16 protein-coding genes and 1 pseudogene are annotated in these 18,028 nt (G+C 39.6%); 6 read left to right on the plus strand and 11 right to left on the minus strand.

Annotation, left to right across the window (positions count from 1 at the left end):
- Positions 1-14: 14 nt before the first annotated feature.
- Positions 15-1,274 (plus strand): MFS transporter, encoded by a 1,260-nt coding sequence (locus HPE56_RS19115; protein ID WP_188245346.1) that lies wholly within the window; start codon positions 15-17, stop codon positions 1,272-1,274.
- A gap of 1 nt (position 1,275) precedes the next feature.
- On the opposite strand, the gene HPE56_RS19120 is transcribed toward HPE56_RS19115, so the two are convergent.
- From HPE56_RS19120 to HPE56_RS19145, 6 genes are all read right to left on the minus strand, one after another.
- A complete protein-coding gene (locus HPE56_RS19120) occupies positions 1,276-2,037 on the minus strand; it encodes a UDP-2,3-diacylglucosamine diphosphatase (RefSeq protein WP_188245347.1) in 762 nt (253 codons plus the stop codon).
- Between the two features lie 35 nt (positions 2,038-2,072).
- Positions 2,073-2,522 carry a 6-pyruvoyl trahydropterin synthase family protein gene (locus HPE56_RS19125; RefSeq protein ID WP_188245348.1) on the minus strand — a complete coding sequence of 150 codons (450 nt, stop codon included), beginning with the start codon at positions 2,520-2,522 and terminating at the stop codon, positions 2,073-2,075.
- A gap of 94 nt (positions 2,523-2,616) precedes the next feature.
- Positions 2,617-3,777, minus strand: a complete 1,161-nt coding sequence (locus tag HPE56_RS19130; RefSeq protein WP_188245349.1) for a Gfo/Idh/MocA family protein — start codon at positions 3,775-3,777, stop codon at positions 2,617-2,619.
- A gap of 489 nt (positions 3,778-4,266) precedes the next feature.
- The gene (locus HPE56_RS19135; RefSeq protein ID WP_188245350.1) at positions 4,267-5,034 is read right to left on the minus strand and encodes an enoyl-CoA hydratase/isomerase family protein; all 768 of its coding nucleotides are present in this window, start codon (positions 5,032-5,034) and stop codon (positions 4,267-4,269) included.
- A gap of 22 nt (positions 5,035-5,056) precedes the next feature.
- Positions 5,057-6,391 (minus strand): MATE family efflux transporter, encoded by a 1,335-nt coding sequence (locus HPE56_RS19140; RefSeq protein WP_188245351.1) that lies wholly within the window; start codon positions 6,389-6,391, stop codon positions 5,057-5,059.
- A gap of 15 nt (positions 6,392-6,406) precedes the next feature.
- A complete protein-coding gene (locus tag HPE56_RS19145) occupies positions 6,407-6,907 on the minus strand; it encodes a GNAT family N-acetyltransferase (RefSeq protein ID WP_188245352.1) in 501 nt (166 codons plus the stop codon).
- Between the two features lie 53 nt (positions 6,908-6,960).
- Between HPE56_RS19145 and HPE56_RS19150 the strand changes: the two genes are divergently transcribed.
- Complete coding sequence (locus HPE56_RS19150; RefSeq protein WP_188245353.1) at positions 6,961-7,758, plus strand: universal stress protein; 798 nt, start codon at positions 6,961-6,963, stop codon at positions 7,756-7,758.
- A 3-nt stretch (positions 7,759-7,761) separates the two neighbouring features.
- On the opposite strand, the pseudogene HPE56_RS19155 reads toward HPE56_RS19150, so the two are convergent.
- Positions 7,762-7,992: pseudogene (locus HPE56_RS19155) on the minus strand (substrate-binding domain-containing protein); the annotation flags it as partial.
- 89 nt (positions 7,993-8,081) lie between these two features.
- Between HPE56_RS19155 and HPE56_RS19160 the strand changes: the two are divergent.
- Both HPE56_RS19160 and HPE56_RS19165 read left to right on the plus strand, forming a co-directional pair.
- Positions 8,082-9,221 (plus strand): glycerate kinase, encoded by a 1,140-nt coding sequence (locus HPE56_RS19160; protein WP_188245355.1) that lies wholly within the window; start codon positions 8,082-8,084, stop codon positions 9,219-9,221.
- Positions 9,218-9,595: a nuclear transport factor 2 family protein gene (locus tag HPE56_RS19165; protein ID WP_188245356.1), complete on the plus strand. Its 378-nt coding sequence runs from the start codon at positions 9,218-9,220 to the stop codon at positions 9,593-9,595. Before HPE56_RS19160 ends, HPE56_RS19165 begins: the two co-directional genes overlap by 4 nt.
- A gap of 205 nt (positions 9,596-9,800) precedes the next feature.
- Here the strand turns inward: HPE56_RS19165 and HPE56_RS19170 are convergent, their stop codons facing one another.
- From HPE56_RS19170 to HPE56_RS19180, 3 genes are all read right to left on the minus strand, one after another.
- A complete protein-coding gene (locus HPE56_RS19170) occupies positions 9,801-10,883 on the minus strand; it encodes a DUF6544 family protein (protein ID WP_188245357.1) in 1,083 nt (360 codons plus the stop codon).
- Between the two features lie 919 nt (positions 10,884-11,802).
- The gene (locus HPE56_RS19175; RefSeq protein WP_188245358.1) at positions 11,803-13,137 is read right to left on the minus strand and encodes a hypothetical protein; all 1,335 of its coding nucleotides are present in this window, start codon (positions 13,135-13,137) and stop codon (positions 11,803-11,805) included.
- An 18-nt stretch (positions 13,138-13,155) separates the two neighbouring features.
- The gene (locus tag HPE56_RS19180) at positions 13,156-15,573 is read right to left on the minus strand and encodes a TonB-dependent receptor (RefSeq protein WP_188245359.1); all 2,418 of its coding nucleotides are present in this window, start codon (positions 15,571-15,573) and stop codon (positions 13,156-13,158) included.
- Between the two features lie 116 nt (positions 15,574-15,689).
- Between HPE56_RS19180 and HPE56_RS19185 the strand changes: the two genes are divergently transcribed.
- Positions 15,690-16,733 (plus strand): helix-turn-helix domain-containing protein, encoded by a 1,044-nt coding sequence (locus tag HPE56_RS19185; protein WP_188245360.1) that lies wholly within the window; start codon positions 15,690-15,692, stop codon positions 16,731-16,733.
- Positions 16,734-16,867: 134 nt separating this feature from the next.
- Here HPE56_RS19185 and HPE56_RS19190 read toward each other — a convergent pair whose 3' ends face one another.
- Positions 16,868-17,017, minus strand: a complete 150-nt coding sequence (locus HPE56_RS19190; protein WP_188245361.1) for a hypothetical protein — start codon at positions 17,015-17,017, stop codon at positions 16,868-16,870.
- A 751-nt stretch (positions 17,018-17,768) separates the two neighbouring features.
- Between HPE56_RS19190 and HPE56_RS19195 the strand changes: the two genes are divergently transcribed.
- A complete protein-coding gene (locus tag HPE56_RS19195; RefSeq protein ID WP_223170379.1) occupies positions 17,769-17,984 on the plus strand; it encodes a hypothetical protein in 216 nt (71 codons plus the stop codon).
- Positions 17,985-18,028: the final 44 nt, after the last annotated feature.

The raw sequence follows: 18,028 nt of genomic DNA on the forward strand, positions 1-18,028 counted from the left end.
ATATCTTTTAATCTATGGATCCGTATGCTGCTTTAAGGATTAAAGAGTTCAATGTTTTTTTGGGTGCCCGTTTTGCCATGGTCTTTGCATGGGCCATGCAATTTATCGTTATAGAATGGCAGGTCTATTCGTTGACAAAGGATCCTTTATCATTAGGGATTATCGGACTTATGGAAGTTGTCCCCGCTGTTTCAATGGCCTTGTTTGCGGGTCATATCGTAGATCAGAAAGAGAAACGAAACTTATTGGTAAAATGTCTTTTGGGCTTTTCCGTAATCAGTCTTGGACTTTTTATTTTAAGTTGGCCCGATCTTTCCACACAGGTATCCTCCAAAACTATTCTCTGGTCTATCTATGTCCTAGTATTTCTAGGAGGTATTGTAAGGGCTTTTTTAGGGCCAACGATTTTCTCCCTAATGGCTTTGATCGTGCCGAAGAAGCTATATCCGAACGCAGCTACATGGAGTAGTACGACCTGGCAGTTTGCGTCGGTCCTAGGACCAGCCACAGCCGGGTTTTCAATTGGCCTGATTGGGGTTCACTGGTCTATGTGCCTTATTTTTATATGTACTTTAATTGCCTTAACGGCCATATCCCGGATTTCCAGGAAACCAATTTTAAATCCTAAGATAGGGGAGCCGATTTTCCAGAGTTTGAAGGAAGGGCTTCAATTCGTATTTAAGACCAAGGCTATTCTTGGTGCACTTACCTTGGATATGATTGCCGTTCTTTTTGGTGGGGCAATTGCACTTCTCCCGATTTATGCACAGGATATTCTTAACGTGGGTGCTGAAGGATTTGGTATTTTAAGGGCGGCCCCGGCCGTGGGAGCGGCATTGACGATGGTTGGTTCAACCCGTTTTCCATTGCATAAAAATGCAGGAAAAAAATTATTGCTGGCCATTTTTCTTTTCGGTTGCTGTATCATAGTTTTTGGGTTGTCGACGTCATTTTGGTTGTCGGTGGGTGCCTTATTTATAAGTGGGGCCGTTGATGGGGTTTCCATGATCATTCGTCAGACCATATTACAATTAAAGACACCCGATCATATGAGGGGTAGGGTGGCATCGGTCAATTCGATGTTCGTCGGGTCCTCAAATGAACTTGGGGCTTTTGAAAGCGGGGCAACGGCAAAACTTATGGGAACGGTTACAGCAGTTGTTTTTGGTGGGTGTATGACCATATTCACAGTTGGGATTACAACACTGGCTTTACCTTCATTCAGAAGATTGGATCTACGAAAGGATATTGAAGAGCATGAAGTGGCAGAATAATTTATAATTTTTCCAGTGAGAATCTTTCACCATCAAAAACACCATAGGTAAAGAAAGATAGCCAATCCCCTAGGTTGATATATTTGGAAGTTTCATTCAAATCGATTTCCAACGGTAGGTGACGATGTCCGAACACAAAATAGTCGTAATGGTCCTTTTCCAGCTTCCGATGGCAATACTGTACCAACCATTCCTTGTCCTCCCCAAGAAATTTGACATCCTCATCCCCTGAAATCAATTTGTTCTTAACCGAAAGATGTTTGCCCAAGCGCACGCCCAAATCGGGATGAAGCCATTTGAAAAACCATTTGGCCACAGGATTGGTAAACACTTTTTTCATGCGTTTGAATCCTAAATCCCCTGGTCCCAATCCATCCCCATGACCAATAAATACCTTGGTGCCATTAAAGGCGAATTGTTGGGGTTTGTGATACACGGGAATATTCAATTCTTCCTCGAAGTAGCCGTTCATCCACAGATCGTGGTTCCCAACAAAATAAAAGACAGGTATACCCGAATCCGTTATTTCGGCAAGCTTGCCCAACGTACGGGTAAATCCTTTGGGGACCACGGTTTTATATTCAAACCAAAAATCAAAAAGATCTCCCAGTAAAAATATCGCTGCCGCATCCTTCTTGACGATATCCAACCAAGCCACGAATTTCTTTTCCCGTACCAAACTTTTTTCCATGGTCGGGGCTCCTAGATGGTTATCACTGGCGAAGTAGATTTTTTTGTCTTTGGGAATGTCGATAACTTTCATTGGTGTTGTAAATATAGGGAAATCCCTTCGTCCCTCTAATTGTCAGAAGCATACCACTCCGCATAGGAAGTTTCGGTTTCCTGTAGCCTTAAAGAATGTAATTTGATTGTTTCCGGTAGTCTGGCCTTTATTTTTTCTGCAAAATCAATGACCATATTCTCACTTGTCGGCTGGTAATCGGCTAGGATAACATTGTGGTCTCGTTTCATTAATTCCTTGGCCAATTCAAGATGGGGTGTGTTTTTGTTAAAAATGGTGGCGTGGTCAAAAGGATCTACGATTTCCTCCTTTACGATTTTCTTTAAATCGCCAAAATCGATGACCATACCCAATTTAACATGGGAAGTATCGGTAATCGGGGTGCCGATTACGGTGACAGAGAGTTTGTAACTGTGTCCGTGAACATTCCTGCATTTGCCATCATACCCATATAATGCATGGCCCGACTCAAAAGTGAATTGCTTGGTGATCCTAATATTGCTCATTGCTATGAATTACGGCGCGAAGTTAATCAATATCAAACATTTTTTTCCTTCATATTGGAATTGATTCGGCATAATCGAGAAATAAGTTTCTAAATTATTCCGGCTTGAAATATTCATCCCAAACGACGGTCTGTCCTGTTTTGGCAGCCTGTTTCGCCGCTTCCAAAATTTGAACCACGATCAAATTGTTTTCCATGGAGCCCAGATCATAACTTTTGAGCGGAAAGTCTTCCCTTACCAGTTTTGAAAAATAGGCAAAAGGATCATGTACTCCTTTGGGCAGGGCGTTGGCTTTTATCGATTTTGGACCATCTTTCTCATTGGCCATGATTTTCATGTCTTCGTTGTTTTCACAAATCACATAACCGTGTTTGCCATAGATCGCCATATCTTTCCTGCTGTGCGACCAATTCCATGAGGCTTGTATAACGACTTGGGTTTTGGGATAGGTCAAAACAATGATGGCATCATCCGCTACCTTGGGGTAAATATCAGGTTTTGTTTGTTGGGTTACACAGGTGACCGTTTCCGGCGTTTCCCCCTTCATAATGTAGGTGGATAGGTTTGCCCCATAACAACCAAAATCGGGTAGGGCTCCTCCACCATTCAATACGGGATCGGTCAGCCACGCTAAAAATTCCTTACTACAGCCAATTTCCTTTGGTCCCGGATGACCTGTATTAAAGACGATTTTTCCGATTTTACCAATAGTATCGCCTTTGTCGATAATCTCGAAGGCCTTGGCATTACTGGCATACCAGGAAGTCTCATAATTGGTCATTAAATGAATTTGGTGCTTTTTTGCCAAGGCAATCATTTTTTTGGCGTGGGCAACATTGACGGCCATGGGTTTTTCAACCATGATATCGATTCCTTTGGGCGCAAAGAATTCGACGACTTCCAAATGATCGTAAACGGGATTGAAGGCCATGACGGCTTCCGGTTTTGTGGCTTTGGCCATTTCCTGCATCGAAGCAAAAACCAAATCCATCGAAAATCCGTATTGTTTACTGTATTTAATGGCTAATGCCGTGTTGGGCTCAACAATGCCGACTATCTCAATATCCCCAATCTTTTCCCTACCTAATACCCAGTGCACATGATCATGCACCAACCCGATAATACCCACTTTAAGTGGTTTGGTTTCAGTATGGATTTGGGGATGATTTGCACTATCTTTTGGAAAACCAAAACCAGTAGTGATCATCAGGATAAAAAAGGGAATTGTCTTTAGAAGTAGGCTGGAAGAATACATGGTCATTTAGTTATTGATGTAACCAAATATACTGAAGTATTGGTGCAATCAGCCCCTACTATACAACAAATAACTACCACCAAGTATCAAAAAAGGAGCTGCAATCATAATACAAATGACACTCCAACGGTATAACCCCCAGAAGGAAATGGTTTTTACATCTTCGCTATTTTCGGGTTATAGGTAATCTTTAGCCAATAACCCCTGTGTTTGTCGGTATTGGGAATAGGCCAGAAAGGATAATGAGGCCCCAATCAAAAAAAGGAATGCATAGAAAAATACCCACATAGCATTGGAGTTAGTGGTCATGGCCGGCGTTGGTTAAAACGGAATTACCTTTTGTATTTTTTTCGGGAACGGATACGATTCACAAAATAGATCACCACAATAAAAAATGCCAATAGGGGAAAAACAAGGTTTCCGTTTAGGAAGTTCAATATCTCCATGTCGATGTTTTTTGATAAATAAAACGGATATACGTAAGGTTTATTATTTCTTGTATTTGGATAGTGCTTTTGTTGTGAAATCGGATAATACCAATGACCCGGAAATAGCTGCCCTTTCGGAGAGTAGCTTATCCCAGTGGTCGGTATCTTCCCAAAGTACTTTTTTCCATTTATACAATGCTTCCGGATTGTAGTTGGATAATTGGTGGGTGAAGAAATCAATCTCTTTGTCCATTTCCTTGATAGAATCGAAGACCTTGGCGAACAAACCTTTTTCTTTGGCCCAATAGGCATTTTGCCATTCTGTTGGGGCCAACGAGAGTTCGGATAAGCCGGCTGTCCCTATTTTACGTTGTACTGCAGGTGCAATCACCAAGGGAGCAATGCCAATGGTTAATTCAGATAGTCGTATGGAAGCCTCGACCGATGCAAATACATAGTCACAGGCCGCTGCAAGACCAACTCCGCCTCCAACCGTTTTCCCTTGAACACGACCAATAATGACCTTTTTGCATTTGCGCATGGCATTGATGACATGGGCAAAGCCACTAAAGAACTTTTCGCCTTCTTCCAGATTTTCTATGGCTGTCAGTTCATCAAAGGACGCCCCCCCGCAGAAGGCCCGTTTGCCTTCCGAACGCAGGATAATGACTGAAATGTTTTCATTGTTGGACAAGGTGTTGATTTCAGTGGTAAGGCGATCCAATAATTCCGTAACAAATGAATTACCCGCAGGATGGCCAAATTCAACTGTAGCCACTTTATTGTCAATTGTGGTATAAAGGCTTCCGTTTGCTCTGTCAGTACCCATATATATTATATTTTATACAAAATTAGGTGTTTTGCAACAAGGGGCGAAACTTTCTTCTAAACTTCCAAAGCAATGTACCACCACGGATGACCATCCATACGGTAAGGGCTATCCATATTCCGTATAAGCCCCAATGGGCGTATTTGGTCAAGAACAGTATGGGGATAAACCCAAGGAAGGTTGCCGCCAACAAGACATTCCTAAGGTAGCCCATCTCACCCAAACCTTTGAAAACGCCATCAAAAACAAAGGCTATCGTGTTAATGGGAAGTCCGAGTATTACAATAAAAAAGATACTGTAAAAAGTTTGGAGCACAGCTGTCTCATTGGAGAAAATATGGCCAATAGGTGTATAAAACGCAAATCCCAAAAGCATCAATAAGATGCTTACTACTAAGCCATATTTCATTATTTTTTTTGCGAGTAACCAGAGTCCATCATAATTTCCTGCTCCAAACAAACGCCCCCCCATAATGTTGCCTGCCGCACCATAACCATCAATAAAAAAGGCCGAAAAAAGCCAAAGGTTTATGGCAATGGTATGGGCACCGATATATTTATCGCCGAGAGCCGTTGCTTCCCTTACCGCTAAAATCAGCGCAATATTCAAGGCTATTGCCCGAACGAAAAGATTAAGGCTCATTACGATTAATCGATTTAATTCCTTGTGCAATGGAAATCGGATTTTCAGACTTATATCCGTTTTGGTCAATAAAAGAACAAAAGCCATGATAGCCATGATTCCCTGGGCAATTAAACTGGCCCATGCGGCTCCTTCCAGGTACATAGCCTCTATGACGCCGTCTATGCCATATACCAGCATAAAATCCAGTCCTATATTGAGTACGGCCCCTACAATCGCTATCAACATGGGATAATAGGTGTTTTGTAGGCCGCGAAATATGCCCATGACCGCAAACACGAATAATGTTAGGGGGAATCCCCATACCCGTATGGAATAATAGGAAATGCAATAGTTCAGTATTTTTCCAGAGGCGTTCATCAACTGAAAGATTTCGTCAACTATGAAAATGGTCGATAAGAGGATGATAATGCTCAATACGATGTTCAAGAATATGGCCTGTGCGGGCAAGGTCTTTACCTCTTCCAATTTGCCGGCACCCAAATATTGGGAGATAATTGCGGAGATAGCGCTACGTGTCTGTCCCAATACCCAAATCAACATCGATAAAAAAGAACCTACGATTCCGGCAGCAGCGAGTGACTCGACACCATCAACAGGGATATTGCCAACGATGGCAGTATCGGTAATAGAGAGTATGGGTTCGGCAATACCCGCTATAGTGGCCGGAATCGCCAGTTTGTTGATTGTTTTAAAGTTTACGACTGTTTTCAAAAGTACATTTTGGGATTATAATACCAATTCATAACAATGAAAAGGATGTTCACTTTGTTTTCGGAAATATATATCTGCAAGTTTACGATATCCCCTTGTTTCATAAAATCTTTGGTTGCGTTTGTTTTGGCTAAACGTATCCAAACGGATGGAAATAAAACCATGTTCTCGGGCATGGTTCTCGGCATGGTCCATCAGTTTTTGGGCAAAACCTTTCCCTTGTTGTTCGGGTAATATCGATAATCTGTGGATATAAATGTTCTTGTTATTGGGGGTGAGCCATTGAATGGGGCGATACTCCCCGTCCATAAAAGTCGAGATAACGAGTGTGCCGATGATACGTTCTTCTTTCTCGAGCACATACAATTCGGAGCGTTCGATGTCTTTTTCAAAGGCTTTTTTAGAGGGGTAATTCGCATTCCATTGGTAAATGCCGTTTTGAATCATATATGCCGCACATTCTTGGGTAACATCCAAAATGTCATGAATTTCCGATATCTTTGCACGACGAATCACAAATAGGATTTATTTTAATCGTAAATTTAAAGTATTAATCAATAATTGCCGCTATGCGAAACATTCTTGTCCCTATAGGTACCCTACCCAACGTTACGGATACATTACAATATGCCGTTGATTTTGCCGCTGATTTTTCGGCAAAGGTTTATGTTATGGATGCTTTTAATATCAGTGCGAAAGCGGGTAGTTTGGCCAACATTTCAGAAAAACTGGCGAAGAGTGGTAAAGAACGGATCAAGGGTATTATCGATCAGGTGGATTCCCGGAACGTCGATATCAAAATGGCAACCTACAATGGTGAGTTGGTCGATGGCATCATGAAAATAAACAAAGAGATTGGGATAGACTTGATCATACTTTCCCCCAAGAGTAACCATGTCCATGAAGATCTTTATTTGGGCTATACTTCGGGCAAAATAATTAAAAGGACCGATATTCCTGCGTTGATTGTTCCCCTAGGTGTTCAATACAAGCCCTTTAAGAGTATCCTGACTGCATTTAAATCCGGTGTCTTAAAACGAAAGCGGATTTTGAACCCATTGATCACAATCAAGAAAAGACATGATGCAACGGTAAATTTACTATTGGTAAAAACACCTGAGTACACCGATGACGATTTAAAGGTAAATACGGCTTTGATGGATCTGTGTTCCAAGCTTACGGTAACAGAGAACGCTACTACATATCTTGGTGTCATGGAGCATTTTCAGTCCAAACATCCCGATTTGCTTTGTGTCTTTAGAAGAAAAAGGGGGTTTTTCGTCAAACTTTGGGAAAAGAACACCATTAGCAAATCTGAATTCTCGGTACCGATTCCGGTGTTGATTCTGAGTGTCAAGAAATATTGATTTTTAGGCGGTAAAGGATGAATCGTGAACCAATAGGCTGGTTTTGATTTCTACCTTTTTGGTCGTTTCATCATTTCCCGGATTTTCTATTTCTTTTATCAGATATTTAACGGCAGTACGGCCAATTTTATCACCAGGTTGGTCCACTGTGGTCAGGGCGGGTGCTATGATGGTGGAGTTTACCGAATTACTGAATCCTACTACCACTATTTCCTGGGCTATTTTCACATTGAATTTATGAAGTGCTTATCTTGGTAGGGTTTTTTATTGCCATTGTCCTATTCAGTATTTTTCTACCTGAATTATTGCATTAATTTTAACCTATGAAATTTATTATCGCTCCAGACAAATTTAAAGGGTCCTTGACCGGATTCGAATTCTGCGATGCCGTGGAAGAAGGTCTTCTTATGGTTTTCAGGGAGGCCGAAATCCTAAAGATGCCCTTGGCCGACGGAGGTGATGGTACTATGGAAGTGGCCCGGCACTATATTAAAGGGGATAAGGTATCGGTAACGGTTAATGACCCCCTTTTTCGTCCCATCGAGGCATCCTATTTGTATTCCGATAGTACCAAGATCGCCTATATTGAAATGGCAGAGGCATCCGGGCTTAAGTTACTCCAAGACCAAGAACGCAATTGTATGCATACGACCACATTGGGTACGGGCGAACTAATTGTCGATGCCTTGGAAAAGGGCGCTGAGGAAATTATCCTCGGTATTGGGGGAAGTGCTACCAATGATGGGGGTATGGGAATGGCAAAGGTTTTGGGATATCGATTCTTGGATGATGGGGGGAAAGAATTGAAACCTATAGGAAGTAATCTTTCCGCGGTACGAAAAATCGATGATTCGAACAAAAACCCTAAACTCAATGGGGTAAAAATGAATGTTGCTTGCGATGTTACGAATCAGTTTTACGGTCAAAATGGTGCGGCCTATGTATATGCTAGGCAAAAAGGGGCATCAGACAATGAAATTGAACTATTGGATCAAGGGCTAAGCAATTTTGCCAAGGTTATTGAAAAGCAGTATAATATAAATTTACAGGAAGTGGCCGGCGCCGGTGCAGCTGGTGGGGTTGGAGGAGGTACCCTCATTTTCCTTAATGGTAATTTGACTTCCGGTATTGACTTGGTCAAGGAATTGGCGGACTTTGATAAAGCCATCGAAGGTGCAGACTGGATTATAACAGGTGAAGGTCAGTTAGATGAACAAACGCTCTCTGGCAAGACCATAGATGGGGTCATTACCTCGGCAACATTAAAACAGATACCCGTAGCTGCCTTATGTGGTTCGGTAAGTATATCCATAGAACAACAACAAGCTTTCGGACTTAACTATGTAGCATCGATAGTACGAGGTGTGGGCAATTTACCAGAAGCAATGGCCAAGAGTTACGATAATTTGATCCATGCCAGTTATAACTTCGCTAATCTTATAAAACAAAAGACATCAAAATGAATTTGGAGGAGAATAAAAAGAATGCGATAGCCTTTTACAAAATGGCGTACAAAGGTAATCCCAGACAGGCTGTTGAACGGTATGTGGGCAAGGAATATATACAACACAATCCGGATGTTGAAGATGGCACCAATGGTTTTATTGCTTATTTCGAAAGAATGCAAAGGGAGTATCCCGAAAAATCGATTGAGTTCGTTAGATGTATTGCAGAAGGGGATTTGGTTGCGCTACATACCCATCAAACCTGGCCAGGGAATGATGCGTATATTACAATGGATTTTTTTCGGTTCGATGCGGATGGAAAAATAGGTGAGCATTGGGATGCTATTCAACAGATACCGGAAAAATCATTGAATAACAATACGATGTACTGAAAAAAAGCGCTTGAAAAAGCAGGCTTAAGCAATGGTCTGCAATAAGTCCATGGTATTTTTCAAATCAATTATAAAGGATTTTTGCTTTGGAATAGGTCCGTAGCTACCATTTGTAAAGGTTTTTTTATGACTACAGGGCACATTTTTCAAGCGTCGGAATCATGGGTATTGTTGTTGGCGTCATGTTATTTCACATTTGTTTTTGTTAGTTGGTAACATTGTATTCAATACGCTTCACATTGAATTTTCCATATATAAATTCCCCGCCGGGATAATGCCAAATTGCCTCTCCATAAGTTGGGAGATTGTATCCGTTGATGTTTTGATAATTCTTTACAGGAGTAGAAAACGGAAAGGTTTTCATTTCCGAAACGGAATAGCGGTCGTTGGAAACAAAATTGACCAATTGTCCTTTTTCATTAAAGTATAAAATTGCTGAAATGCTTGTTCCGTTCGTGGTGAAGGTAGCTTTGACCGATAGTTCGTCAATCGTTTCCCAACGGATGCGGTCATCGATAAGTGCGCCCGGGGCGAAAAGGCATAGGTCATTGAGGAAAGTGACCGTCTCTGTAGGAAACATTTTGGGCCCATCGATATCGACTACGGGAAAGAGCGATAATAATTTAATTTGCATTCGGGCCCCTTCTTTGTCGTATTTATGGTACCCGTTTATGGGTATACCTTTGATTTTGGCTTTCATAAAAAATAAGCGGGTGGGCGATTGGAAAAAATTGTATTGTTCGGACGTGAAGTTGAACCAGTCCTTCCCTTTGTCCCTCATCGCTCCCTCAAAAACAATCCTAACATTATGAATTTTGGGCTTTCCCACAACACCGACATACCTTAAATAATCCTGAACGTTTTTGGGAAGCCCTACCAAATCATTTTCCGTAATGTTATTAGTAGTGATTGTCGCAATGTCACTGGCAGATAGAATATCTTTTCTAAACCTATTCTGAAAACTTTGGGTGCTGAGACCTATGATTGCCGCAATCAGGATAATACTGTTGGCTATGCTACCGAATTTGGCATCTTCCCAGGCGGTAATTATCAAGATTTGGGATGTTACAACAGTGATTAGGGCAAGAATTGGCCAGGCGCCGCTTTTTAAGACAAGGATTAGGGCGGTAAGCACGAACAACAAACCTGTCAATAGCCATATTACTCCCATTGGTATTGAAATCTGTTTGGTAAATTGTGTTAAATTTCCGAAATCGATGGCCTTGGCAAAACCCAATACATGGATAAGGCCGTGAATAATAATAAGACATGTCAATACAGTTTTCATACTTCTTTAGAAAGCTATAGCTATTCCTCCTCCAATGCTCATGTAGTTCAAGTTTGAACCAAAAGTCCCAAAGCCAGTCTTTTGGCCCTGGGAAAGGGTGTATTTGCGGCATGCTGTCTTTGAATCCCTTAATTCCCTCACATGCATTGAGACCGTAGTTCCTTATTATCCATAGCTATTTGTCTTAGCCAAATGATATGTAACACAAGCCAAAAGGAGAATGAACCCCGCTAAAACCTGCTGGTATGGTTCACATAGCAAGAATTAAAATTTTGTTATAAAAATATTTTGCCCGCTTTGGATTTGCAATGACAAATATCATGATGCAATATGTCGTTAACAACAATTTGATACTCAGGGGGTTTTAAAAAAAAGATTAGTTTTGGATATGTCTCCTGAAAATTCCGTTACCGTCTTTATTGCTGGTCTTTTTCATTTCTTAAACCCGCTTCATTCGCTATAAAAAAATCATATACCGCAGTATTTTGCTGACCGGTTGCCGCGGTTAAGGAAGCTGCCTAGAAAATATAGGTACGCGAGTCATGTGTTTTTTTATTTACATCATTGCCGTTCCCTTCCTAATGTTTAATAGTAGTTAATGGGTTGTTCGCAAAAATTGGGAATGTAGTAACATCAAAACCATCATCATTAGCTTCAATACCCGAATGCCCTTTTGCAATGGATGCATCTATTTTGGCTATACCGGTTTTGGCTGCCTAATAATCGCGATCTAAAATGGATTGTCTGATGTTCTTTAGGCAGAACCTCCGGAAAGGCAACCTAGCATTAAAAAGAACAAAGTTGCTGTAGCCATATAATTTGTTTTGATAATTAAAAGTATAAAAGGGGAGGTGCAAAATTTTGTACCTCCCCATTGTTGATTTTTAGGTCCACGTAACCATTATATGTGTTTCCTATATTAAAACACACCGATAAAGTGACTCCCTACTACATTCACCAATTCCGCACCTTTAGTTACATCTCCAGTTTCAGTATCTACAACGTAAATATTTCCGTTTTGCCCTACAGCGCCTTGGGTAAGGTAAATGTCTGTTCCATCAACTACAAAACCTTGGTATTGGAATAAGTAAAAGTCTGCATCATAAGGAATGGCATCAATTTTCTGAGCGGTTTTGGCGTTCAAATCAGCAAGAGCAAAAAATCCTTGAGCACCTGCTACACCTTCTGCAGACCCTGAATGACGGTAAGCTATTACGGCTTTTCCGTTTTCTGCTGGCCTCCAAGCAAGAATATACGCATCTTCTATACCTAAAGCATCGTCTAGATTAAACACATAAGCATCGTCATATTGGTTGTCTGCACCAATTTTTAAAATATGAGATCCCTCTGGATCGCTTTGATTTGCCTGATAAACACTTCCGTCTAAAAGGAAAGCATTGATACTGCGGTATCCATTCGTATTTCCGTGTCCCACGGTAGAGGTAATCACTGACGGATTCAATAAAGAAGGGTAATCCAATACAATGGTCTTAGAACCTAAGATCTCGTAATCACTGTCACTTTCTGCAGTAGCGGGGTCCACCTTGCTTAAACGCGCACCAATATATAATTTATCTCCTGCAGCATTTAAAACAGGCATATCAATTCTAGAGATATAATAGCCGTTTGCTTCTTCTTCTGCACTTAAAGCTACACTGTGCTCTTGGAATTCTTTTATTGAGGAATTCACTAAATCCAAAGTCACTACACCAATGGTAGCATCGGTACGCGTGTAATTATCATCTTCATCAAATTCGTTTTCTGTAGACACATATACCGCAGCACCTGTTTGATCTCCGTCAAATAGTTTTATCCATCTTGGAGCAGTACCTACGTATGGAGCAATGCTTACTTCTGAACCTGTAGGGGTGAATGTTTGCCCACCTTCTACGGTGTATTTTGTATAGTTACCCCCCGTATCTCCTGCGTAGCTAATATTATAAATGGTATTGCCATCTTCAGAAGATTGCAATCGCGCAGTTCTGTTCGAAGGTGCAATAAATCCATTTTCAAAAGGTTCAATAGACATATTTGGGTCTTTGGCGGCTTTGCTACTAACAGCATAAATTAGCGTCCCTCCGTTTCCATCTCCTGGTGCATCTCCCATTTTAGCCCCAGCAATAGTTATCCATCTAGAATCGTCCGGGTCTGGTTCAGGACCTACGGTTTCATTTGGGTCATCACTACTACAAGCTGTCATTAAACCAATAGTTATAAGTGTTAGTAATTTGAAATTCAAGAAAGTACGTTTCATATTTTTTTATTAAAAGGGTTAAAAATTGTTGATTCTATAATTTAGTTTTAGGTAAAAAGCTCTTCCAGGTTTTTGTACAGATAAATTATCATAAACGGGTTCATCAAAAATATTTTTGATATCAAAGCTCATCACAAACTTGTTATTTGGGAATGTGTAACTAAGTCCGAAATCTTGCGCTAATTGTTGGGGCACGTCAAAAAATTCGTTTCCCACGGTATTTGATCCTTGTGCAGTCAAGAATGAAAATTTATCAGTGAAATAGATATTGTAGAATAGATTCAATCGCGATTTCTTTTGAATCAAATTTGTTAAAGCGTAGCGTAAGCCACCATTCATGGTGAAAAAAGGTGTGTTTGGAACGTCTATTTCCACTCCTTGATTGACAATCCTTAAATCGAAACGGGAAACATTGAAATTGAGGGCAAAATTGTTGTTGTACGTGTAATTCAATTGGGCGTCGATCCCTTTGGATGTGCCACTACCTTGATTTACATATACGATTAATTCATCATCAACATTTAATGATGTTTCAATGGGCAGGCCAATCCTATCTTTAATATTTCGAGTGAAAACATTTGTTGATATGGTAAAATTGTGCTTTTTGATGTTAAATGATCCAAATCTGAATCCTAAGTTGTAGTTGTCACTACTTTCTGGATTAATACTTGAATTGGCCACTACATTATCTCCGTCATCACCAAATACTTCTGTTTCGTTAGGGAGTCGTATGGCCTTTTCTGCCGAAGTTAGAAGCGTAACATTTGGAATAATTGCATAAGAGGCCGCAAAGCCATATCCGTTATACTTTTTATTGCTGATTGCAACTTCATCTACGATTACATCGTTTCCTTCAGTGTCTGATTCAATAGCAGGGTCACTACTTATTGTTTTTTGTTGATAATGTTTTCCAAATAAACTCGCTTTTAATTTTTCATTGAAAGCCGTTAACTCATAGGTTAAGGAATATATGTTTTTGTGTAGATCCCGTGTTCCAAGAAAAGTATTTTCCAATACAGATCTTAGGGCATCACTGTCTTCCCTGTCAATACCACTATATACATGATTTGCCAATACCTTGTGATGTTCATTAATAGCGTAAGAAACCCCTGTTCTAATGGATGCAACATTCCTTTTGATTTTAGCTAGTGTAGGGCCACCTTCTTGTTGAGAACCCCAAGTGTATTGGTATTCATCTCCTCTAAAATCAATAGCGCGTTCTCCGTTCCAATTATATGCCCAAGCAACGGTATCATTTACCGCACGGTTTCTTTTACCATATAAGCCGTTTACGTTTACATCAAGTCCTTTGGTGAAAAGGTCTTTCTTTTGATAGTTCAAACTTGCCAGCAACGCATCAGATTCAAGGAACCTGTCTTTGTAGGGAGTAATTGTCATAAAAGCACCGTGTTGTACTTCTTTATAGTCATTCGAACCTGTTAGGCCAATGAAAAATTGATCTGCCCATTTTACATCGGTATAACCTATTTGAGCCATTCCACCTGTAGACCTATAAGCGTCATTAAACCTTCTAGCGGTAATAGGTGTTTGTACACCTCCTAAACCGGTAACCACAACACTTCTGCCTGATACTTTATAGTCATTGTCGGAATAGTTATGAAAAAGGGATGCTTTTACTGTAAATCCTGATTTTTCGAAACGATAAAGCCCATTAACGCTGGTTTGTAGAGTGTTAAAAGACCCATAGGAAACCGAGGCATTGAAATTCGTTTTCGCATCTTTATGAAGTACAATATTAATGGCTCCCCCAAGGGCATCATCTGCCAAATGCCCAGGAACTACCCCTTTGTAAACTTCAATATTCTTGATCATTGAAGGAGGAATACTATTTAGGTTAAATGAAGAACCGTATGTAGAGATAGGGATTCCGTCGATAAAAATGCGCACTGAGTTTCCTGATAATCCATTTAAACTATAGCTGACATCAGAACCTAAACCTCCATTCTGACGAATTTTCACACCAACTGTAGTATTTAACAATTCGTTAGTTTGAATATTTCGTAGACTAGCTTCCCCTGTTTTTACGGCATTAATGGCAAAGCCTTTGGTCTCAAGCGCTGTCTCCTTGGTCTTACCGTTGACTATTACCTCATCTAGGTTTTCTACGGTTTCCAGTAGGGTAAAATCGATATTGAGGTTACTTATACTTTTGTTGACTTCAATGGTCTTTGAGCGTTTACCGTATCCGATAAATGAAACGACTACCCTGTGTTTTCCGCTAGGTACCTTGCTAATGGAGTATGCCCCATTATCATCTGTAAGAACACCAAGTTTTAGACCCTCTACCAAAACGCTTGCATAGGGCAAAGGCTTTCCTGAAGCATCACTTACTGTTCCTGATATTGTGCCGAAAGCTTCTTGACCTTGGGCAGATAAGAAAATAAAGAATAATGATGCTGAGAGTAATTTTTTCATTAAATAGGCCACTATGTTAATTAAGATTAAGTCTAAATAACTAGATTTGCAAATCTAAAACAGCATTGTGCGGTGAAGTACCGTAAAAGGAATTTTTATATACGCAAAAGGAAGTAATGAGGTTAGGAGCGGAAAATGGTAATAGTAGGCAATTATTACACAAGGAAATATATGTTGACAAACTGTTTAAAGACGGTTATATTGACAATTCAGTTCAATTCAATAATGTTGAGGTCACCAACAAAGATGGTATTGCATTAATAAGCGGGATTGATTTTTCCAACACAAAACGACTTTTTGAATTCGATTCGGAAATTGTTGTTCGCAGTGATGAGCACTTGATAAAACTCCACTTTTCCCTAGAAGGTACGTACTCTTATCAGCCTTTGATTCATATAAAATATTTGGTTCAAATTCCTGAGAATCATTGCAACATGTTTTATTATCCGACTTCTGAGGGGCGAGATTTTTTTTTAAAGGGTAATGCCAAGGTATTTGAGATATATATTAAGCCCAATATGTTGCAGAAACTCTTGGGTGCCGAATATAGAAGATCATTCGGTAAATTAGAGGATGCGATTTCCAATTCCAACTCCTTTGTATTATGGGATAAAAGTAAGTTTATTCCCCCTCATATACGTAGTAAGATCAATGAGATAATACTGTGCCCTTATAAAGGAGCTATTCGAAAAAGATATTTGGAAAGTAGTTTGACCGTGTTGCTTACTGATTTTTTATTGGGAAGACAAACTTCGAAAATTTCAAAAAACAAAGTCAAATTACTAAATTCAGATTATTTGGCACTGGTTAAGGTTGAGGCCTATATCAGAAAAAATTTAAAGGAACCCCTTAAAATTTCAGAACTTTCAGAAATCGCCGGATTCAATGCGACTAAACTCAAAAGGGATTTTAAAAAGGTATATGGTATCCCTGTTTTTAAATACATCACTGCGTTGAGAATGGAATTTGCTAAAACTTTAATCACCCGAGATGGAGCATCTATTGCGCATGCAGCATACGAAGTAGGTTATGCAAATCCCCAGCATTTTACCACAGCTTTTAAAAGAACAATGGGGTATCTGCCAAGTCAACTAAAATATGTAGTGTATTTTACATGCTCGCTTTTATTGGAAGAGTCTGTTTGCTTTATGGGATTTTAAGAACCGTAGTTAATAAGCACTATCTCATAAAGTGTGTAAATAGAAAAAAATAGCGAGGGCATGCCCTCGCTATTTTTTTTAACTTTAAATATTTACATCTTATGAAGAAAGAAGAATTATTCAATGATGAGTTTTTAAAACAGTTCAAATCCGGCGACGAACTGAACGGTTTTTTGAAGCAACTCCCGTAACGGCCATTCCAAGAAGAAGGTGCGTACCTCTTTATTGGCCGTCAATAGCCTTTCCAAACGATCGAGTCGCTCAAAGATTAAAATAATGTCCATTTGTTTCTTTTTAAGATTATTAAATGAACAAAAGCGCTTTTGTTTTCTTTCAATATTGTTGTTGGATAAATGTAATTGGATGGAGGTGCAAAAACTCGATTATGTACATATTATTATTCACAAAATATGGATAAACAATTACTTATGCTAAATCAATGCAAATCGAACCAAATAAAATTTGAATAATTTTATTTGGTTTCAAAATGATTCAAATGATACCATTTGATTTTTGTTAAAAAAGAAAGAATTTTGAGTTATCAACAATTTAAAATTGCTAAACACGAAAATGTGAGTTTAAAAAGGGTGGAATATATTGTTTTGGGAGTGGTTCAATACGTGAATGTCGCTTAAATGAACTTTCAACTCTTGTGATATGAATGCTGTCCTATAAATTGTTCCTTTAAGAAAACCATTGTATATCGTTAAAATCTGAATTTCAAATCCTTGGTAGTCGCATTACCGATTGGTTCCAATTCCATAATTTCGCCAAATCTTTCTTACATATTCAATTCTTACCAATTAGTGAGGGGAAACTTTGAGTTTTGTGATATACATTAATTTCATCCATTAAGCCCTACACATAAGTGACCGTCAAAATAAATAAAGCCCACAATAGGTATTTCATCGATATTTAAACAACGCTTATCGCTGATTTCACAACTTAAACGCTTAGTTTCTACAACATAAAATAAGAAAAATCCTACTATCATAATCATATTCGCATTCTCATTGTAATCCAATCTAAACATTTGTGGGGCATATGCATACCAATTCCAAACTTCAGAATAACAGTTATTTTCTAAAAACGTTTATTTTATTATTTCTTTTCGGTAGTGCACAGCTATTGCTTGCACAATCCCCGGGAGGGGTCTCCAGCGATTTATCGGTATGGCTCAAAGCGGACAGTGAAGTGTTTTCGGATACAGGAATAACTGACGCCGTAAATAACGGAACGGTTCACCAATAGAACGATCAGTTTAGTTCAAGTGACTTTGGAGTTATCTCCACCTT

It is taken from the genome of Maribacter aquimaris (assembly GCF_014596745.1).
GTDB lineage: Bacteria > Bacteroidota > Bacteroidia > Flavobacteriales > Flavobacteriaceae > Maribacter_A > Maribacter_A aquimaris.